This is a genomic window from Chitinophaga qingshengii, assembly GCF_014529935.1.
GTDB classification, from domain to species: domain Bacteria; phylum Bacteroidota; class Bacteroidia; order Chitinophagales; family Chitinophagaceae; genus Chitinophaga; species Chitinophaga qingshengii.
In genome coordinates, this window is the sequence record NZ_JACVFC010000003.1 from 695,501 (window position 1) to 714,783 (window position 19,283).

General features: G+C 48.8%; 22 protein-coding genes. 12 read left to right on the plus strand and 10 right to left on the minus strand.

The window, feature by feature from the left end; genetic code table 11:
- The first annotated feature begins 27 nt into the window (after window positions 1–27).
- Entirely contained in the window at window positions 28–1,131 is a 1,104-nt protein-coding gene (locus tag ICL07_RS22495) for a sensor histidine kinase (RefSeq protein ID WP_246485136.1), read from the plus strand.
- A gap of 81 nt (window positions 1,132–1,212) precedes the next feature.
- On the opposite strand, the gene ICL07_RS22500 is transcribed toward ICL07_RS22495, so the two are convergent.
- Genes ICL07_RS22500 through ICL07_RS22510 form a run of 3 tightly spaced genes read right to left on the minus strand, consistent with a single transcriptional unit; the run spans window position 1,213 to window position 5,153 of the window.
- Window positions 1,213–2,793, minus strand: a complete 1,581-nt coding sequence (locus tag ICL07_RS22500; protein WP_188090299.1) for an MFS transporter — start codon at window positions 2,791–2,793, stop codon at window positions 1,213–1,215.
- A 6-nt stretch (window positions 2,794–2,799) separates the two neighbouring features.
- Window positions 2,800–3,849 carry an HlyD family secretion protein gene (locus ICL07_RS22505; RefSeq protein ID WP_188090300.1) on the minus strand — a complete coding sequence of 350 codons (1,050 nt, stop codon included), beginning with the start codon at window positions 3,847–3,849 and terminating at the stop codon, window positions 2,800–2,802.
- Window positions 3,846–5,153, minus strand: a complete 1,308-nt coding sequence (locus ICL07_RS22510; protein WP_188090301.1) for a TolC family protein — start codon at window positions 5,151–5,153, stop codon at window positions 3,846–3,848. The genes ICL07_RS22505 and ICL07_RS22510 overlap by 4 nt, the downstream gene beginning before the upstream one ends.
- 89 nt (window positions 5,154–5,242) lie before the next feature.
- On the opposite strand from ICL07_RS22510, the gene ICL07_RS22515 reads away from it, so the two are divergent.
- From ICL07_RS22515 to bla, 3 genes are all read left to right on the plus strand, one after another.
- Window positions 5,243–6,031: an AraC family transcriptional regulator gene (locus ICL07_RS22515; protein ID WP_188090302.1), complete on the plus strand. Its 789-nt coding sequence runs from the start codon at window positions 5,243–5,245 to the stop codon at window positions 6,029–6,031.
- 9 nt (window positions 6,032–6,040) lie between these two features.
- A complete protein-coding gene (locus tag ICL07_RS22520) occupies window positions 6,041–6,568 on the plus strand; it encodes a class I SAM-dependent methyltransferase (protein WP_188090303.1) in 528 nt (175 codons plus the stop codon).
- Window positions 6,569–6,994: 426 nt separating this feature from the next.
- The gene (bla, locus tag ICL07_RS22525; protein ID WP_188090304.1) at window positions 6,995–7,759 is read left to right on the plus strand and encodes a subclass B1 metallo-beta-lactamase; all 765 of its coding nucleotides are present in this window, start codon (window positions 6,995–6,997) and stop codon (window positions 7,757–7,759) included.
- On the opposite strand, the gene ICL07_RS22530 is transcribed toward bla, so the two are convergent.
- Together ICL07_RS22530 and ICL07_RS22535 are read right to left on the minus strand one after the other, a co-directional pair.
- A complete protein-coding gene (locus tag ICL07_RS22530; protein ID WP_188090305.1) occupies window positions 7,756–8,304 on the minus strand; it encodes a hypothetical protein in 549 nt (182 codons plus the stop codon). The genes bla and ICL07_RS22530 overlap by 4 nt on opposite strands.
- 43 nt (window positions 8,305–8,347) lie before the next feature.
- Window positions 8,348–8,914, minus strand: coding sequence for a hypothetical protein (locus ICL07_RS22535; protein WP_188090306.1), 567 nt, complete (start codon window positions 8,912–8,914; stop codon window positions 8,348–8,350).
- Window positions 8,915–9,019: 105 nt separating this feature from the next.
- On the opposite strand from ICL07_RS22535, the gene ICL07_RS22540 reads away from it, so the two are divergent.
- The 4 genes from ICL07_RS22540 to ICL07_RS22555 all read left to right on the plus strand — a co-directional run bounded on the left by ICL07_RS22540 (window position 9,020) and on the right by ICL07_RS22555 (window position 11,226).
- Entirely contained in the window at window positions 9,020–9,355 is a 336-nt protein-coding gene (locus ICL07_RS22540; protein WP_188090307.1) for an ArsR/SmtB family transcription factor, read from the plus strand.
- Window positions 9,352–9,849: an SRPBCC family protein gene (locus ICL07_RS22545; protein ID WP_188090308.1), complete on the plus strand. Its 498-nt coding sequence runs from the start codon at window positions 9,352–9,354 to the stop codon at window positions 9,847–9,849. The genes ICL07_RS22540 and ICL07_RS22545 overlap by 4 nt, the downstream gene beginning before the upstream one ends.
- Window positions 9,846–10,406 (plus strand): dihydrofolate reductase family protein, encoded by a 561-nt coding sequence (locus ICL07_RS22550; RefSeq protein WP_188090309.1) that lies wholly within the window; start codon window positions 9,846–9,848, stop codon window positions 10,404–10,406. Before ICL07_RS22545 ends, ICL07_RS22550 begins: the two co-directional genes overlap by 4 nt.
- 169 nt (window positions 10,407–10,575) lie before the next feature.
- Window positions 10,576–11,226, plus strand: a complete 651-nt coding sequence (locus ICL07_RS22555) for a hypothetical protein (protein ID WP_188090310.1) — start codon at window positions 10,576–10,578, stop codon at window positions 11,224–11,226.
- On the opposite strand, the gene ICL07_RS22560 is transcribed toward ICL07_RS22555, so the two are convergent.
- The 3 genes from ICL07_RS22560 to ICL07_RS22570 all read right to left on the minus strand — a co-directional run bounded on the left by ICL07_RS22560 (window position 11,227) and on the right by ICL07_RS22570 (window position 14,621).
- Entirely contained in the window at window positions 11,227–12,072 is an 846-nt protein-coding gene (locus ICL07_RS22560; RefSeq protein ID WP_188090311.1) for a metallophosphoesterase family protein, read from the minus strand.
- 37 nt (window positions 12,073–12,109) lie between these two features.
- Window positions 12,110–12,790: a GNAT family N-acetyltransferase gene (locus tag ICL07_RS22565; RefSeq protein WP_188090312.1), complete on the minus strand. Its 681-nt coding sequence runs from the start codon at window positions 12,788–12,790 to the stop codon at window positions 12,110–12,112.
- 94 nt (window positions 12,791–12,884) lie between these two features.
- Window positions 12,885–14,621: a hypothetical protein gene (locus ICL07_RS22570; protein ID WP_188090313.1), complete on the minus strand. Its 1,737-nt coding sequence runs from the start codon at window positions 14,619–14,621 to the stop codon at window positions 12,885–12,887.
- 214 nt (window positions 14,622–14,835) lie between these two features.
- Here ICL07_RS22570 and ICL07_RS22575 point away from each other — a divergent pair, with 214 nt between their 5' ends.
- Together ICL07_RS22575 and ICL07_RS22580 are read left to right on the plus strand one after the other, a co-directional pair.
- Window positions 14,836–15,036, plus strand: a complete 201-nt coding sequence (locus ICL07_RS22575) for a hypothetical protein (RefSeq protein WP_188090314.1) — start codon at window positions 14,836–14,838, stop codon at window positions 15,034–15,036.
- A 1-nt stretch (window position 15,037) separates the two neighbouring features.
- Window positions 15,038–15,442, plus strand: a complete 405-nt coding sequence (locus ICL07_RS22580) for a hypothetical protein (RefSeq protein WP_188090315.1) — start codon at window positions 15,038–15,040, stop codon at window positions 15,440–15,442.
- Here the strand turns inward: ICL07_RS22580 and ICL07_RS22585 are convergent.
- Window positions 15,430–15,882, minus strand: coding sequence for a carboxymuconolactone decarboxylase family protein (locus tag ICL07_RS22585; RefSeq protein ID WP_188090316.1), 453 nt, complete (start codon window positions 15,880–15,882; stop codon window positions 15,430–15,432). The two genes, ICL07_RS22580 and ICL07_RS22585, sit on opposite strands and share 13 nt — an antisense overlap.
- 218 nt (window positions 15,883–16,100) lie before the next feature.
- Between ICL07_RS22585 and ICL07_RS22590 the strand changes: the two genes are divergently transcribed.
- Window positions 16,101–17,081, plus strand: coding sequence for a hypothetical protein (locus tag ICL07_RS22590; protein WP_188090317.1), 981 nt, complete (start codon window positions 16,101–16,103; stop codon window positions 17,079–17,081).
- Here the strand turns inward: ICL07_RS22590 and ICL07_RS22595 are convergent.
- On the minus strand, window positions 17,067–18,059 hold the full coding sequence (locus ICL07_RS22595) for a transglutaminase domain-containing protein (protein WP_188090318.1): 993 nt from the start codon (window positions 18,057–18,059) through the stop codon (window positions 17,067–17,069). The two genes, ICL07_RS22590 and ICL07_RS22595, sit on opposite strands and share 15 nt — an antisense overlap.
- Before the next feature lie 144 nt (window positions 18,060–18,203).
- Between ICL07_RS22595 and ICL07_RS22600 the strand changes: the two genes are divergently transcribed.
- Window positions 18,204–19,277 (plus strand): hypothetical protein, encoded by a 1,074-nt coding sequence (locus ICL07_RS22600; protein ID WP_188090319.1) that lies wholly within the window; start codon window positions 18,204–18,206, stop codon window positions 19,275–19,277.
- Window positions 19,278–19,283: the final 6 nt, after the last annotated feature.

Consider the following 19,283-nt stretch of genomic DNA (forward strand, 5'->3'; position numbering starts at 1 on the left):
GAATGTCTGCATATTTAAGCCCTATATTTGCGAATAGTTTTAGCCATGACTGCGATGTTTAAGATACTATTGGTAGATGACCACAAAGCTAACTTATTGGTGCTGCAGCGTATGCTGGAGGCAGAAGCACGTACTTTCCTGCTGGCCACCTCCGGCCAGCAGGCGCTGGATATAGCCAGGGAACAGGAAGATATCGGACTGGTACTCCTGGATGTACAAATGCCGGATATGGATGGATATGAGGTGGCACGGCTGCTGAAAGCCCATCCGCAAACGAAAGATATCTCCGTTATTTTCGTTACGGCTACCAACAAAGATGAAGAGGATATGCTGAAAGGCTTCGAAAAAGGGGCGGTTGACTATCTCCCCAAGCCCTTGCATAAACACCTGACCCGCGCTAAAGTCGATGTTTTTGAGAGATTATATTATTACCAGCGCGAGCTGAAAATGGCGCTGAAAGCTAAAGAGCAGGTGAACGGCCAGCTGGAGCGTTTTATGCACGTAGTGGCGCACGACCTGAAATCGCCGCTCTCCGGTATTACCAGCCTGTTATTAATATTACGGGAAGAAGAACAATTGCAGCAATCGGAAGAACTGCTGTCATTCGTAGATATGGCCGTAGGTGCATCCAACAAACTGGCGGATATGATCTCGGCTATCCTGGAATACAGCCGTCAGCACCAGGACGATCAGCCGGAAGAAATGGTAGAGGTTCGGGAATTACTCAAACAACTGGTGCAACTGTTGTTCCCGCCTGTAAACGTACATATCCATATCCAGGAAGAACTGCCCAGCCTGTATACCAGCCGCCAGAAGCTGCAACAGGTATTTCAGAACCTGGTGAGCAATGCCATCAAATACGTCGATAAACCAGTCGTGGAAATCAGCATAGGCGGGAAAGATGAAGGCGAATATTATCAGTTTTATGTGAAAGACAACGGCCCTGGCATCGCGGAAAATGACAACGAAAGAATTTTCCGGTTGTTTGAAAAAGTAGACCGTGATGATGGTAAAGGTACCGGTATCGGCCTCAATATCCTTAAACTACTGGTAGAAACGCAGGGAGGGAAGGTATGGGTGGAATCGGTAAAAGGAGAAGGCAGTTGTTTTTATTTCCAATGGAGAAAATAAAAAAGGCGAAGCAAGTGCTTCGCCTTTTTTATAATACGCTATTATTTGGAATACCGGATAAAAGAGCAGCCTTTACCCTAATCAATACGGTGTAAAGGCCCTGCGCGGGCGCAAAACCTGCTGCTTTATCCATGGACCCGCTACTATAACGGTGATCAATATACTCAACCCGACTATCATCCAGGTATAATAATCCATAGAAGCACGCAACATAGTCTGCTCCTGCATTAGCTGCCGGGTAGCGCTTTCAGCCAACTGTCTGGCGGTAGCCATATCGCTGCCCCGCGCCAGAAAATGTTGCCGGAACTGCTCCGTCATATCATCCCGCATGGGATTGATATCGGTAAACTGCTCCCTGAATTTGTTATAGTGGATGCTTTTGGCATACAGCTGGAAATAATTGGCAAAGGCAAGCCCGCCACATAACCCCATAAAGCGTGCTGCAATGCCGATGAAGGACACCGTTCCTGCCATGGCCGTCGGAACGCTTGATACAACGTACATCACAATAGGCACAAACAAGGCCCCTGTTCCGAAACCCTGTATCCACATCGGTAACAGAAACTGGTGGGTATTGGCTACCCTGGAAAACAGGAAATACATCCACACATGAAATACCAGCAGAAACAAAAAACCACTGCCCAATATCCAGCGTGTACCCGTTTGGTTAAGGACCATCCGGGAGGCGACCAGCATGCCCATCACAATACCGGCGATGTTGCAGAGCCATACCGGCGTAAGATGTACCGGATCAACCAGCAATATACCCTGCATATAGGCATATACGTTACCTGTAGTGCCTTTAAAAAAGTAATAGGCCATCAGCAACAATAATCCGTTTCTGAAACCGGAAAAGCGGAACAACCGTAATTCTATCAGCGGACGTTTTAATGCATATTGCCGCAGACAGAAAAAGAAACCGCTGCCCAGTGTCAGCAGTAAGAACCAGCGCAGCTGCGGACTGGAAAACCAGTTGAGCTGCTGGCCGTATACCAGTATGTAGCCCGTCAGGCATAACATGGTGGCATACAAAATAAAACTGGCCCAATCCAATTGATACAACGGGATTTTTTTCCGGAACCGTACATGGTTGGTGACAATCAGCATCAGCACCACCCCCGGAACTTCCGCCAATACCAGGAAATAAAACAGGTGGTTGAACTCAAAGTAATGCAGTATCCAACTACAGAACAGGGCGCAGGCGGGAATGGAAACCTGCAGGGTACCGTAGAATACGGAGTAGCCGATTACCCGCGCCCTGTCGGAACGCAGCCGGGAAAAGATCATATGCAGACTGATACTGCAAAAGGCAGCACAGGAAAGACCTTGTATAAAACGGCAAACCATAAACACGGTTACATTGCGACTGCTGGCGCAAATGAAGTAGGTCAGCGTATTGATGGCGACCCCGGTCAGAAAATAGGTCCTCGGCTTCAGGTATTTGGACAGGCGGTCGTCTATAGGCAAAATAGCTACCAGCAGGGCATACATGAGCACAACAGAGTATTGCATGTCTGCAGGCTCAATGCCATAGTACCCGATTGTCTCAGCGCCATTGCTGAAGTACAGGGCGAAGATGCCCAACGCTGGTATCAACACCAGGAAGATGGTCAGGCGAATGAGCCATTCAGGTACCCAGGGTTTGAAAAATGAAACAGACATAGATCGTTATTTACTGACAGATACGTTGGCGTTCATCCCGGCTACCAACCTGGATAATACGGAAGGCGTTTCCAATATGCGGATACGTACAGGGATACGCTGGATGATCTTTACAAAATTACCGGTGGCATTGTCCGGAGGTAACAACGAATAGCGGGAACCGGTAGCAGGGGAGAGGGAAATGATCTCTCCGCGGAAAGTCTCGCCGGGAAAGGCATCTACGGTAATATTCACCGGTTGGCCGGTCCGGAATTTTTGCACCTGTGTCTCTTTAAAATTGGCCACAATCCATTTCGGCGTTTCATCATTGGAGATAAATGTCAATGGTTGACCCGCCTGTATAAGCTGCCCTTCCTGGATGTTTTTACGGCCTACCCGTCCGTTGTAGGGAGCACGGATAACGGTATAGCCTACACTGAGCTGATGCTGGTCGGCCACGGCTTCGCGGCGTTTGATTTCGGCAGCTACGGCAGCGGATTGACGGCCGGTTTCTTCAATACGGGCGAGGGCCGACTGATGATCGCGCAAGGCAGCCTGGTATTCAGCAGTGGCAATATCCAGCGCAGCTTTTACATTATCGAAACGTTGGCGGGTAGTGGATTCTTCGGCGAGCAAATTGGTAAACCGTTTGTACTCCTGTTGCTGATGTTCCATGCGTACTTTAGCCGCATCGATGCGCGCGGAGGAAACGGCAGCCTCATTTTTCAGTGTGTTGATACGCCCCTCCAACAGTGTTGTTTGTGCCCGCGCATTGTCCAGTGCGGCCATCGCTTCGTTGGCCTGTGCCCGGTAGTCCCGGTCGTCGATGATTACCAGCGTATCGCCGGTTTTAACGGGTTGGTTTTCTTCAAAACATATCTGGCGGATATACCCGGATACCCGGGCGCTCACCGGATTGATATAGGCTTCTACCTGCGCGTCGTTGGTTTCTTCATAGCGCATCATGCGCAGGCAATACCAAACTCCCCAGCAGCCCAGTCCGGCAGCGAGGAGCAGAGCGGCCATCCGGGTAAGGCCGATAATAAACCGGTCGGTAGTGGTCAATTGTTTAGTCATATTTTTCCTGTTAATCTGAGTAATTGATAATGTTGCACCTGTACTTTCACGAGTGCGGTGGTGAGGTTAAATTTGGATTGTAATAGTTGTGTTTCTGCATCCAGCAGATCGCTGAACAACGACTGCTGGTTGAAATACGAACTGCGCAGGATACGCAGGCTTTCGGTGGCATGTGCGAGGTTGTTGCGGGCTACGATCGTCTGCTGCACAGCCTCCTGGTAATGCAGCCAGGAAGCGTGTATATCCTGCCGGAGCTTGTCCTGTATGCTGGCGGCTACCGTTTGCAGCCGTTGCCAGGCCATGTGCGCTTCCCGCGTTTTATGCCTGTTTACGTAAAATGCGGAGAGGGGGAGACTAACGCTGACGCCTGTCTGTCCCCATGACCAGGGTACACGGGAATAAGGATAAAACGCCGTTTGCGGATAGGTGTAATGGTATTCAGCGAAGAAGCCGACTTTAGGCAAGGGCGCTGCTTTTACCTGGTCCAGCCGCAATGCGCCCAGTCCGATGTTCTTTTGCGCCAGTTTGTATTCAATGGCCTGCTGGCTGCTGGTATCCGGCGCGGCGCCGGCCAGTTGGGGCAGTTCCACGATTGGATACAGCGCGCTGGTGTCCGGCCTGCCCATGAGATAGTTGAGCCGCTGTGTGCTGATAGCAATCTGGTTGATGATTTCCGTGAGCGACAACCGTTGATTGGCAATCTTCACTTCCTCCCGCAATACGTCGCTTTTGAGTACCAGGCCGTTTTTATACAGCTGTTGTATTTCAGTTAGCTGTAACTCACTGGCATGGATATCCTGTTCCAGCAACGTCTTAAATTGATGGTGACGATAGAGTTCCAGGAAGTGTAAGGCCGACTGGTAGCGGGTTTCGGCGATGGATTGTTGCAGCCGGTCATTGGAGATATCCTGTTCCGTTTGGGCCATACTGATTTCCCGGTTCGTTTGACCTCCGTTATACAGGTTGAGGTAAAGGTTGCTACCGGCGGAATAATGCTCATGGGAAACGGGAAACTGTTGAGGGGCATGCAGGATGCCGTCTACATAAAGCGGCATATTGGCCAGCCGCGAATAGACGCCATCTACGGTAAGAGCAGGTAGTCGCGTATCGCGGACTGCCAGTACTTTTTCTTTGCTGCCGGCCAGCTCCTGTTGCTGTAGCCTGATCTGACGGTTACCTGCCTCCGCTTGTTCCCATACCGCTGTCAACGTCATCGCACCCGCCGGGGGATTTTGACCTGAAACAGGCCGGGGTAAGGCAGTAGCCAGTAACAGGGATAATGGTAAAACATAGTATTTCATCATCTTTAGAAAAATAATTAATGCAAAATTGGGCACTCGGAGGAAGTCTTATTTGATATAATAGGCCAAATATTTACTAATTTTGGCCACGTATGAATGAGTTCAAAAAATTCAGGAAGGAGATCGATAGTAACCCGGTTTCCATTTATGTGTTGAATGAACCGCTGGAAAACCGCTTTCCTATGCATCGGCATGATAAAAGCCAGATATTGCTGGTTGAAGGAGGTATTGCTTATCTGAATACACACGACAAGCAGTATTATATCCCCGCACGGCATTATGTCTGGATTCCGCCGGGAGTGGACCATAATATTAAATTCAACAGTTCTTCACTGGTGATCCATAATATTTATTTTATGGATGAAGACGATGCCCGACATCCTTTTTATGGGCGTCTCAGCATTTATCCGGTAACGGGACTGGTGAATGAAATACTGCAATACTCGGCTTCCTGGCGGGGGAATATCCTGCCGGGTAATTGGCGATATGAACTGCTGACAACGTTGAAGCATATACTACCGCACACCAGTAGGCAGCCTTTTTCCATCCTGTTGCCTACTACGGATGATAGTCGCATCCAGGATATTCTCCGCTACCTGCATGAGAATGTAAGCGAGCCCCTTATGTTGCCGGATGTGGCGGTCCGCTTTGGTTACAGCGTGCGTAACCTGACCCGGTTGTTTAAACAAACATTGAACACTTCTTTCCTGCAATACGTTAAAATGCTGAAGATGATAAGGGCGATGGAACTGTTGTTACAAACAGAAATGAATGTGAGTGAAGTGGCTTATGAAGTGGGGTATTCGGGTATTACCGCTTTCAGTAATACTTTTCAGCAAATGATCAACATGCGGCCCAGCGATTTCAGGCTGCTGAAATAAAAAACTTCCATGGAACTGCAAGACGCAATGCAATTAATTAAGGGCGCCTACAGCGCCGGTACATGGGCAGATCTGGGTTGTGGCAGCGGATTGTTTACCTATGCGCTGGCAAACCTGCTGCCCGCCGGTAGCACGATTTATGCGGTGGATCAGGCGCCGGTACGGCTCAGTAAGCATGCCAATCCGCAGCAACAAAAAATCATTCCCCTGCAACTCGATTTTGTACAGGGAAAACTGCCGGCCGACCTGCAAGGTATACTCATGGCTAATTCCCTGCATTATGTAAAAGATAAGGCGGGATTGATAATGCGGCTCTCGAAGCAACTATTGCCCGGTGGCCAATGGATTATAGTGGAATATGATACGGCTGCTGCTAATCCCTGGGTGCCTTATCCCATCCGGCGGAAAGCGCTGCAACAGCTGTTCATGGATACCGGATTCTCCCATATTTCTTTCCTGGGTGAACGTCCTTCCGTTTATCGTTCCGGTGGGATGTACGCTATTACAGCGCAATATCATACAAAAGAAAAAGCATAGCTGATAGCGCTATGCTTTTTTGTTGTAACAAGTCATCGGTTAACCCTTATTATCCATACTGACTTTTCTTAGGTTCTTCGGTTTTTCCAGGTGTGGCATGTATTATTTCGCACCAGCCTTTTCCAGGATACTGGCCATCTCTTTAAATCCACGCTGCCGGGCATGCGCCGGAGAGGGTATGGTGTTCGTCCCTGTACTGTGCTCACGTAGTCATGGCAATCGTCATTGAAAGCATCAAAAATAAAATTCGCATACAGGGAGAATGTTTATGCTGGGTCAAAATTACCCCGGTTTCTTACATCAAAAAGGTAATAATTATCACTATAATGGTACTTTTTATCACTAAGCAGCAATGCGCGTTTTTGTGGAATGGAATAACTTGGCTAACATTGCAGCTGCCTGCACGCACATCAAATCCTGTTAATCATGAAACGATTTAAATATATACCGGGCATCGCCCTTTTAATAGCCATGCTGCCAGCACTGGCGAAAGCGCAAACGCCCGCTGAACCACTGAAGATCAGTCGCCTGAAGGGTAACTGTTACGTATATACGACATACGGTACCATGGGAGACGGCTCCCGTTTCCCGTCCAACAGTATGTACATTGTTACCCGGAAAGGCGTGGTAATGATAGACGTACCCTGGGACAGTACGCAGCTTGTTCCCTTATTGGACAGTATTCAGCAGCGTCATGGCAAAAAAGTGATCGCCTGCATTGCGACACATTTTCATGAAGACCGTACCATGGGGCTCACCGCCCTGGCGGCAAGAGGGGTGAAGACCTATTCTACTGCACAAACACTGGAGCTTTGCCGGCAAAAGAAAGCAGAGAAAGCTACCTACGTGATACCGGACAACACCGTGCTCCGCTACGGAGACCGTGCTGTGGACGTGTTTTACCCTGGCGCCGGTCACACGACGGATAACATTGTTGTTTGGGTGCCGGAAGATAAAGTATTGTATGGCGGTTGTTTTATTAAAGGCACGGATGCCGGGGACCTGGGTAACCTTTCAGATGCCAAACCCTACGCCTGGCGGAATTCCATGCTTAAACTGAAAAGCCGCTTTCCGCAACCCGCCGTTATTGTACCGGGCCACGGCGCATTGGATGCCGTTCATAACGCGTGCGACTATACGCTGGAGCTGATTAAAGCATACGAAGAAAAGCATCCGCGGAAAGGCGACTAATGTTGTCCTGTATAATCTTTTATACTGATGGGTCTCAGCTGTTTTCCCTGTAGTACGGTCGTCTTGGCGGCGTCGGCATTCAGCGCATCTTCCCGCGTGGTGACTTCTTTGTAAAGTACCCAGTCCTTTTTGGCCGGCACATAACAGAAGGTTGTCTCCAGGCGGGTTTTTTCCCGGCTGCCATAGCTTTGTTCTATGGTAATACAACCACGGTCCAGCGTTATTCTGCCATAAGGATCGCCCATGGCGCCGCCAATATCGTTGGGGAGAATTAGATGACTGTTGCTGGCGGCGAGTGACCAGCGGTGCTGTGGGTCGTCTACCAGTATCACAAGGGTACGGGATGCTGCAGGATCCTTTTTTTTGGATTGTAGCACCAGGACCAGGTCAGTCAGCTGATCGCCGTTAAGATCACCAATGGCCATATCCCGCACGTCGCATCCGCTGGGAATGAACCGCCTGTAGGCATAGTTGCTGACGGTACCTTGCGCCTGTACTGCTGTACAGAAAAGTAATACGGGAAAAACGAGTGATAATATTTTCATCTGAAGATCGTATAGCCGCTTCCGTAGCAGTGGTTAATGAATATCATAGTTTTTCCTGATCCGTTGTTGTCAGCCAGTTGGATAACGCCGGTTCGCAATTACCCCAAATGGCAGCGGCCACCAGCCGGCTTTGATTTTTTCCATGAACATTTGCTTTCCCTTGTCGTACAATCGCTCTGAACTGATCGGACCGAAAACCGGCCAGTAACAATAACTCCAGGTCCTCTACAGACGGACGGTAACCATGTTGTACCAGCAGTAATACCATTGCAGCCTTTTTGTGTTGGATACAATCAGCATTATTTTCCGGAGAACAACCATCAGAAAAATGATTCCCTGGTGTTTTATGATCGTCCATGATGTAACTAAGCGGCGTATAACGTGTAAGCCTTACCGGTAGATTACCCCGGGTGCCATAGTGAACAATACTGTCAGAGCTGATAATGACGTTAGTCCTGTATCCCTGCTTCACCAGTTGTAATAATTGCGTGCTGTCGCCGCTGTCAATCGCTCTTATCCAGGCTTCGGCATGCTTGTGCTGAGCAGGACTCTTAAAAACGAAACATAGCAGCAGGAGTAATGTTGGTACGGTACGTTGGATAAATATCATCTTCTTTTAAGTTAACTATCTCATCCTAAAATACGGATTTTAAAAATAAAAATTTGCGCAAGTGAATACTTGCGTATATATTTGCAAGCAAATGCTTGCGTATTTATGGAAGTCAGACGAGATGTTTTTCAGGCGATAGCCGATCCTACACGGCGGCAGATCATCGCCATGGTAGCCCGCCAACCGCTGCATGTAAACGCGATTGCGGAAAGTTTTAACGTAAGCCGTCAGGCGGTATCCCTGCACGTTAAAATCCTGACGGAATGTGGACTGGTAGTGATTAAAAAGCAGGGGAGGGAGCGGTATTGCGAGGCGCGGCTGGAACAACTGGAGGAAGTCACCACCTGGGTGGACCACTGCCGGCAATTCTGGGCGACACAGTTTAAGGCATTGGATAATTATCTGCAACAAGTACAAACGGATAAAAAGACAAAACGATGAGTGATGCTATTTTTCGCGCGGAATACCGCTTTAAAGCGCTGCGTACCCTGGTATTTGAGGCATTTTCCGATGCAGCGGCGCTGAATCAGTGGTGGGGGCCGGTAGAAACCCGTAACAGTGTAGTCAGCCTGGATTTCAGACCCGGTGGTATTTTTCATTTCCGGATGGAAGGTAATGGTACGGTAAGTTATGGCCGGTTTCTTTTCCGGGATATTCAGCCTCCGCATTTGCTGGAATTTACCAACGCGTTTGCAGATGAAAATGCGCAGGTGGTGAAAGCGCCCTTCGACATGCCTTTCCCGCTGGAAATCCTTTACCGGATTATACTGCAGGAAGAAGACGGGGAAACGCTGCTGTCGATTACTGGTCGGCCGGTGAATGCCGGTCCCGAAGAAACGGCCGCCTTCCTGTCCATTAACGGCAGCATGCACGAAGGTTTCGGAGCTACCTTCCATCAACTGGATCTTTATCTCCATCAAACAAACAACATATGAGAAAACTGAAATTGCAAATGCAGATTTCCCTCGATGGTTTTGTGGCGACCGGTCCAAATGATGAACAACATTGGGTTACCTGGGCCTGGGAAGAAATTCGTCCGCAGGTACTGGACCTGTTTGACACCTGCGATACGATTCTGATTGGCCGTAAACTGGCGATGGATTACATCCCGTACTGGCAGGATGTTTTTACCCGGCCGGAAGATCCTATGCATGAAGTGGCCACGCGTATTGTAGCGGCCAATAAGGTGGTGTTCAGCAAAACAATGGATCACTCCATCTGGGAAAATACCACGGTGGCCAATGAGCTGGCGGAAGTAAACCGCCTCAAACAGCAGCCGGGAAAAGACATTATTGTGTATGGCGGCAGCTCTTTTGTTTCCGCGCTCATAAAAGAAAACCTGATAGACGAGTACCACTTTTTTGTGAACCCCGTGGCATTGGGGCATGGCGATCCGGTCTTCGGTGGCCTCTCTCATTACCGGCAAATGACGCTGAAAAACAGTATCCGGTACAACTGTGGCATTGTATTGATGCAGTATCTCCCTGGTTGATAACGTCGTATAGCGTATCCCGTTACACGGATTATCTTGTTGGTAAAAGGCATAAAAATGTACGTTTTTATGTCTAATATTGCGGTCTGTTATTATATGTAGCATTTGCCTGCAATCTGTTTTAACCAACTTTATACTGTTATCAATGAAAAAATGGTCCCTTGTACTTATGATGAGTGCGCTCGCATTGGGCACACAGGCACAGGATGCGCCCCGTTTCCGGTTGGCCGTCAATGGCGGGTATGCCTACCGTCTTGGTAAAATTGCTTCCGGTATCAGCGGAGAAACCCGTGATTATATGAAACGATTAAAATCCGGGTTGAATATCAGTGCGGATGCACAATACTTTTTTAGTGAGGAATGGGGCGCCGGTCTGAAATATGCCCGCTTTCAGTCATCCGGTAGTGGTGTTATGCCGGTACAAACACCTAATGGTGTGCAGCGGGGCAATGTATCAGACAATATCGCTATCAGTTTTTACGCCGCTTCCATGGGCGGCCGTGTTTTCCTGACCAGCGATGACAGCCAGGCATTTCATGCCAGCCTTTCGTTGGGGTATCTCCGTTACCATGACAAAGGTATGGCAGCTAACAGGCCTGTGGAATTAACCGGCGGTACCATGGGTTCCGGTGTGGACCTGGGTTATGATATCCGCCTGGTACGTAAACTGTATGCCGGCGCACAGCTGTCCTATATCGGCGGGGTACTTAGCAGCTATAACCAAAGTGTTGATGGCGCTACTACCCGTGTGGACCTCAAGGATAACAAGGAGAACCTGGGTTATCTCAGCATCACGGCAGGACTGCGGCTGAACCTTTAATCAGTCTCTCCAGTTGTATTGTGTAAGCTGGTTGGTAAACCGCTGGCTCACAACTTCCAGCTGAAGTTCCTCTTTACTGTATTCCAATATTAACATACTCCCTTCCGGTAAAATGCCAGTGGACCCATATTCCAGCTCACTGACCTTCACTGACCGGGTAATACCATTGAGGTCCTGCTCTTGCCGGAAGGGTTCTCCCGTATGCCCGTAGAAGTGATAACGGACCGGTACATTATCCAGTACTTCACGGATGGCCCGCATGCCATACCCCCGTTCACTGCTGTCGTCTTTATCGTGCGTGATCAGCACATCGATGGCATCATTTGTTTTTAGCAGTTTTTTGATTTCCCGTTGTTCATACTCCTGGATAAAACGTTTGTCTGTTCTGCCTTTGGCGTCGCCTATACGACCTATGCCCACCAGGCGTATCACCTCATCGGGAGTACGTAGTTCCTGTTTTATGCCGGAACGGCATACGAATATCCGCTGATATATATCAATGGGAAAACGGGGCTGCCGTGCATGCTCCTGTTCTAATTTATCCAGGAAGTCATGATCTTCGTGATTGCCACGTACACAAATCATATCAATATTAAGCTGGTCAAGCCACTGCCGGATGGTTTTATCTTCCTTTACAAAATGATCATGAAACCCCAGCTCGTCGCGGTTATGCCGCGCATGTTTCAGCGTGGCTTTATCGAGGTTGTGGAGGTCCGGATAGGCGCCCATATCCCCGCACTGCAGGATAAAGTCAATTTTTTTCCCGGTTTGTTGCTGGTAAAGATCCACCAGTTTAAAGGGTAACAGCAGTTTGCCGTGAACATCGGCGAATATGGCTAGTCTCATCGTGAAAACAAACAATTAATCTGCAAACATACGAAACTCAGCCAACAGATAAGGTACTGCCGTAGTGAATAAGACCTGCTTTCCTGGCGACACTGCGGGAGGCCTGGTTTTGCCAGGAGGTGCTGTACAAAGGAAGTGCGCCGGTATCGCGTACCAGCGCAGCCCAGCAAGCCAGGGCTGCGGCAGCATATCCTTGTCCCCGGAAAGAGGGAAGTGTTTCAATCCCCGCTTCATGTGCTTCGGCACTAATACGTACACTCCGGCAAACAGACACCACTTGTCCATTGATCACAACACCTGCGCAGGGCTGTACGGTGCCCAGTTCCGGCAGCAGCCAGGCAAATTCAGGTCCCAACAGGGGCGCATGTGCCGTTGAGAGAGGAATGCCGGGAATAACCGCCGTGAAATTTTCCGGTACCAGGAAAGCCGGACCACCCTCGGTTTTATCCGTTTGCAGCAATTGTTGATAGGGTAGTGCATCGGTGATCGTAACAGCCAGCGTTTCCAGCTGTTGTACGATCGTTTCCGGCACATCGTAGCGGTATTGGCGTATATACATGCCTGTTACTGATTGCCCAAGAAAAAACAGCGGGGCGGGACCTTTATCCGCCCAGGGCTCGTTGGCCTGTAGCATGCTGCCGTTGGTATCGTAGGTGAAGAGCACGGCTGCATGTAACTGTAACAGGGCATCAGCCGTGAGGTTGATCATGGATTTCATCCCTGCAAGGTATCCTAATTATTTATCTTTCCCTATATACGCGGCGGTAATCCCACCGTGTCTGCCGTATAGGGCTGACACGGTGGGGTATCTGTTATAATAAAATATCGATATCTGCCGAACTGAAATACCGGGGAGAATCGTGTCCTGAAATAACAACGCCATACCGTAGTTTGAGTGGTAGTACGTATTGCAGCGGAATACGCGCCCAGCTTTGCATTTTTTCTATGTTGATGGCCAGCAGGGATGATAACTGTATCCCGATAGAAGGCACAAAAACAAAAGTGGTCCTGGCGCGGGTAAACATAGCGCCTGCTTCTGTATACGTGTACAACCCGATGAACCGTTTGTTGCTCACCCAATAGTCAAAGTTGCCACGGATACCCATGCGGACCTGTTGTGCCGCCTCGGTGATTTTTTCCGCTTTATCATCTTTCAGGTTCGCGAAACTGGCCGAAACCGTATAGCCGATCCAGTAGTCCATCAGTCCTCTTTTACCGCCATCACTGTTGTAGTCAAAGTGTCGCAGGAAGTTGCCTGCATTGATGCGTATTTCGGGACCTTTGAGGTAACGGTCGCTGAAGAAAGGATTGATAAGGCCTACCACAAAGGAATTGCCCACCCGGCTACGGACAAAGTCGCGGTAACGCAACGGTTCATTAGCCTTCCGCATAGCCGTGGTAATGCTGCCGGAACTATCAAACAGCGCATCCATATTGGAGCGATACGGAATAGGTACCCAGGCCAGGCTGGGGATGTGATGGATCAGGTAAAGCGGCTGATCGGCTTTGTTATCGGGGATTTTATCCAGGAAACGGGTGAAGGATGCCCCGGTAACACCCCGTTGAAAGGCATCGCTCAGGTCCTGTAACGATAGCTGCACGGCATGAATGATACGTTCCGCCTCGGGAGTGAAGGTAGTGTAATGTATACCCGTCAGCGTACTATCGCTGCGCCAGCTGTGCTGAGGGTTGTTGAATTGCCCGTCGCCATAGGCATGCCATATTTCGCCTTTACGGTTCACCACCGTACAGCCGTTGGCGCTATAAAAGTCATGCAGTGACTTGTTGTTGGTGATGGACTCAAACACGGTGCGGTTCACCACCAGGTGCCCGGCCGAGAAAGCATCTTCCAGAAAATGATCGGCAAAAGCATTAAACAACATAGCATAGAAAAGCAGCTGCCGGGCGGCTGTTTCATTCTGTTGCAGGAGCAGCCCGCTTTGTTCCGCCAGGTCAATGGCCAGCACATGCAGGGTCACATACATGTTAATAGCGTTGGTGCGTCCCAGTTTGTTAAAAATACTATCTACCAGGGAGGGGTTCTCACAGAGGCGGATCGACTTTTTGCTGAAGTGCCGCAACTGTTCCGGAAAACCTTTGCGGTATTCATAAAAATGGGAGAGGTTCACCGCTGCTTTCAATGCGTAGCTGAAATCCAGTTTGGATAACTTCCCATCCGGCGCCGCGGTATAACCCATTTCGATGTAGTGGTTATGCAGCCGGATAATCCGCTCCATCACGGAATGCTGGTAGTGAAGCTGTTCTTCCAGCAAGAGTGGATTACGTTCATGATCGCCGCTAAGGCCGTTCAGTACGCCATAAGAAATAAGACTCTGATCCGGCCCGCAGAAGGTGCCGAAATAATAACGTCCTTTGTCGTCTGAGCGGATGTCAAGATAACGTAGCAGTTGCGCTTTACTGTTGTCAGGCAATGATTGAATAAACCGCAGAAATGCTGCGTCGCCAATCAGTTTGTGTTCTCCGTAGTTGTAGGCCAATAATCTACCGGATAGCAGGAAAAATGTAACGGTAACAAATAGTCCCTTCATATATTGGGTTATGGTTCACAGAATGGAAACTTGGAGACAGTTAAAGGGACGAGGCTATAAAATAAAGGCTTTTTTAGCGGATAGCGATCGAAATAGCTGCTTTTTTTTAACCTACGGGAAAAATCCCGGTCTTCATACCCCTTTTCACCGCAGCGGATAAGTATATTGGTGGTTATCTGAAAAAATAGTACATTTGACCTAAAATAATAAAACGATGAACGAATACACCACAACGAACGAAGAGGACAACGAGAAAAAATCCTTTCTCCAACGGTTGAGGGAAAGTGTATTGCCAATCAAACCGGACGATTCCCTGGGCATGAAAGCGCTGAAGCAGGCAGGTTTTGTGGCCTTTCTGGGCGTAGCCGGCACGGTAACAGCCCTGCTGGCCATTGCGGTATCTTTTGCATTGTAATATGAAACGGTTATTATACCTATCCGGTATCAGTGCCAGCCTGTGGCTGCTGGTGCATATTTTCCGATGGCGGGGCCAGCCGCTCCCTTATGTGAACGGTCATCTGACGGATCTGATCGTGGTACCCCTGATAGCGGAAATTTGCGGGGTAGTGCTGCGGCGCTTCATAGTGAAGCATAGTGATTATGAGCTGCCACTGGGATATGTACTCTTTATTGCAGCCTACGTGGCGGTTGTTTTTGAATGGGTGATGCCCGCTTACTCCACCCGTTATACGGGCGACTGGCTCGATGTAGCCGCTTATTTTGCCGGTGGTATGGGATATTACGTATGCATAAAGTTATCGCAGTCCCCGGCTCCGGCCCGGAGGAACCAGGAACTGCGATGTGTGGATCAGCCGTGCTGACCTACCTGATATCCACCCGGTACCGTATGGAATGCAATATTCAGCTTATTCCAGGTGCCTATCATGGCTACTGCGAGGGAAATATCAGCAATCTGTGCTTTGCTGAAATGTTTCGCTACTTCATTAAAAATTTCGTCATTCATATGGCTGCCGTTCAATGCTTCGGCAAACGCCAGCACAGCTCTCTCTGCTTCCGTATAATACGGGCACTCCCTCCACGCCGGTAATGAATAAAGCCTTTGCGGATCTTCACCCAGATGCACCGCATCCTTGAAATGCATGTCCAGGCAATAGGCGCAGCCATTGATTTGGGACATACGGGTATTAATCAGTTCAATCAATTTCGGGTCAAGTCCTGATTGACGAACATAACCACCACTTTTAAACAGCCCGTCTGTAAAACCTTTACCAAGATCTGTGTAGGAAATTCTTGCTTCCATTTTTTATCGTTTAAATTTTGAATAATATTGTTTGGTAAGATGACAACCCACTATTTCTATTTAGGACAATTATTTTATAATCTTTTAAGTATAATATAAAATATATTGATTATCAATATTTATTACAGCGATGCAAAGGATATTGATCTGCTGTGCTAACAGTCACGGCTATAGGCGATTTTTAATATCTTTGGTGGCTACACTAAAAGCAGCCACCCATGAAACTTCAGACAATTAGGGCCTATACCGCAACCATATCCTGGTGCGGAAATACACTCATAGACTGGGCGACCGGTAGCGCAAAATTATACGGTGACAGGCCTGTGCCGGCTAATCTGCCGCATTACGGTTCCCAGTTCAATGCTGCTATCACTTCTGCAGATGGTCAGTACGCATTCATCTGTACCAATCTGGGAACCAAAGGAATATTACTGAAAAACGGCCGGCAGTTGAGGGAAATAAACCGCTCTTACTATCAGGCAGACGTATACGAATATCCGGCAGCGTTTTTTGTCGCCAACGGGCGAACCTACCTGGCACATTGCCCGGAAGAATACTGCCAGCTGGACTTTGAAGATGTGGAAACTGGTGAGGTGATCACCCGTGTGGAAGGCCGCGATCCGCAGGACTACTTTTTCTCCCGCCTGGAAGTAAGCCTCGATAACAAATGGCTGATCAGTAAAGGCTGGGTATGGCATCCCTGGGACATGGTATTGGCATTTAATATTGAAGCCTGTTTACAAAATCCGTTGTTGCTGGACAAGACGGATAAATACCCGGACGTAACCGCAGAAGCAGGTGTAGCAGGGTTTATTAACAATCAGGAAGTGCTGATCGGCGCTGTCCATAACAGTGACCTGATGGATGAGGAGGCGGACAATGCCGGCGCGCTGCAACCCGGACAGCTCGCGATCTGGAATGTTGAGACGAATAGTTTATCAGCACCGGTAACGGTAGACGGGGTATTTGGCAATATCTTTCCGATAGATGATACCTATACCTGGGACTTTTTTCAATTCCCCAAAATCATCAACTACCGCACCGGTGAAGTGGTGGACCAGTTGAAGGAACTGACTACCAGTGAACAGACCTCCGCAATTATCCATCATATCAAGGCGCAACAAATTGTTTGCAGTCCGCAACGGGATATGGTGGCGATATATACCGGCAACGACCAGATCTCTTTACTTACCCGCTGATACCGGTGTTCGGTCAATCATCACTTTGTAGCGGAATGCGCGTTCATAATCGAACAGGATATCGAGGTAAGTGACATATTCGTCCGTCACCACATAGTCAAACTCGTATTGGGTAAATTGTTTGCGGAAGGAGATATACCGCTGTTTTCGCAGGGCCACAGTATCCGTCACCCAAATACTACGCCGGCGGGATAGCTTCTCCTGCCTGCGTACAGCCGGATTACGGGATACGTTGGAATTGACTTGCAGGTATTCGAACCGGTCCCGGTAACGAAACCGGAAATGGATGGTATCTCCTTTACGGGCCTGGATAATCCCTTCCGCCGGAGATATTAGCTCCAGGTCGGTGATGGCAGTAGCGGAGATATATGGGGCAGCTTTAAATTTGTCCTTCGTATAACTGTTTTCAAATACCCATTTTTTATCCTCCGGATAATGATTCCGGTGAAACTGCTTGTCGGAAGCCTGCCAGTAGTAATTGTTGAATTCCCGTTTGAAGGGCGTCAGTTTACCGGTTTCTTCATCTTCACCGCAACTACCTGCCGCCCAGGTGGGGTCCATGGTAAACCAGGCAGTATCCAGGTATACGGCATTCCAGGCATGGTCTGCGATACCCAGGTTCCCGATTTGATATGGTTTCGTTTTCGTATAGCCGGCCACCACTTCACAACGGATGCCGGCTATGCTGCACAGCTTCCGAAACAGCCGCGCATAGCCTTCACAGACAGCTTTCCTGCGCTTTAGCACCCGGCGCAGGAATTCTTCTTCGGTTTCCTGCCGGCGGGACTTTCTGTCCTCTTTGAGGCGGTTATATCCTTTGTAGTCGTAGGCAATGTTATGGGTAACCCAAATAAACAGCGCCCTGGTTTTCGATAGCTGGTCAGGGTATGGGTCTGTCAGCTGATGCGTCAGCGTATATAGCTCCCCGTGATACCGGACGGTGCGGGCGGTACTGTCAATCTCCGTAAAATCCTTCATGGGTAAAGTAGACTGTGCAAACAAGCAGCAGGGCATCAACAAAAAAATCAGTAATAATCGACAGTACATAGGTATAACAATAGCGGCTACACGATAATGTAAGGTACAACTTTGCATTAAAGTGAATGAATTATATTTAGGGGTATGGAAAGCGTTATGGAGTTGCTGATGTTTCGTGATCAACGGGGCATGGGCACAAAAAATACGATTGTATCATCAGATAAACAACTGATAAATAAGCCGGTGCGGGGCCTGTTTGAACTGTATTGGAAGGATATGCCCCTGGATGCTTTTATTACGCCGGAATTATACCGGGAAATGGCCGGGGATCCCATCACAGAAGACATGCTCTTCCTCTCGGAAGTGTTGCTGGATATATTCCGCTACCGGAAAAAGAAAAATCTCATCGATCAGCGGTTAAAGTTATTTTGCTTCAAGCAGATGATTCTTCGGCAATATTTCCGGGATACCACGCTCTTACGCCGGATGCTCTTTTTCCACCCCTGCGCAGAAGATTTTATAGCACGGTTTTCCCTGGAGGAAAGCGGCTTTTTTTACCAGGGAAAACCGATAGACCTGCCTGCACAAATAACGGCGATGTTCAATCAACTATCCGGCTATAAGGCGTTGGCGGGCTTCCCGGAAGCTCATTTGAAAATCGCCCAAAAACTGGTGCTGGACCTGTTGCAGTTAATGCGCACCGGTATTGAGGAAGATACTGATCTGCTGCCGGAAGTAACACGAACGGATACACTAACCACGGTCTTCGCCCGTCCCTGGACCTTCCTGGACCTGTATAGCAACCAGCAGCGAAAGTTTTTTCAGCTCCTGGAAAAAAGTCTTCCGTTTTATGTGATGAAAAGCTGGGAGAATGACCCTGGCGGACAGGCATCGTTATACTATGGCAGCATCACCGATCAAAATATCGAGGCCTGTTTCGCTCATCCGGTTCGCAGGCGCCGTAAACACAAATACATGGCGGAGTTTTTCATCGATATGTATGTGTTTTATGTGCTGCGTGATCCGGAGGGTGTGAAGGCAATGTTACAGGAGGTAACGACGCAGCGCTTACAACAGCAAATACTGACGATACTCTTTTCACATCCACTTTATGATGTATCGGCAAAGTTACGATTGATACAGGCAGGAATAGATCAACAACTGCCGGAAGGTTACTGGAACGATCGGCTCAAAAGGCTGGCTGCCAACAGATCATAAAAAAAG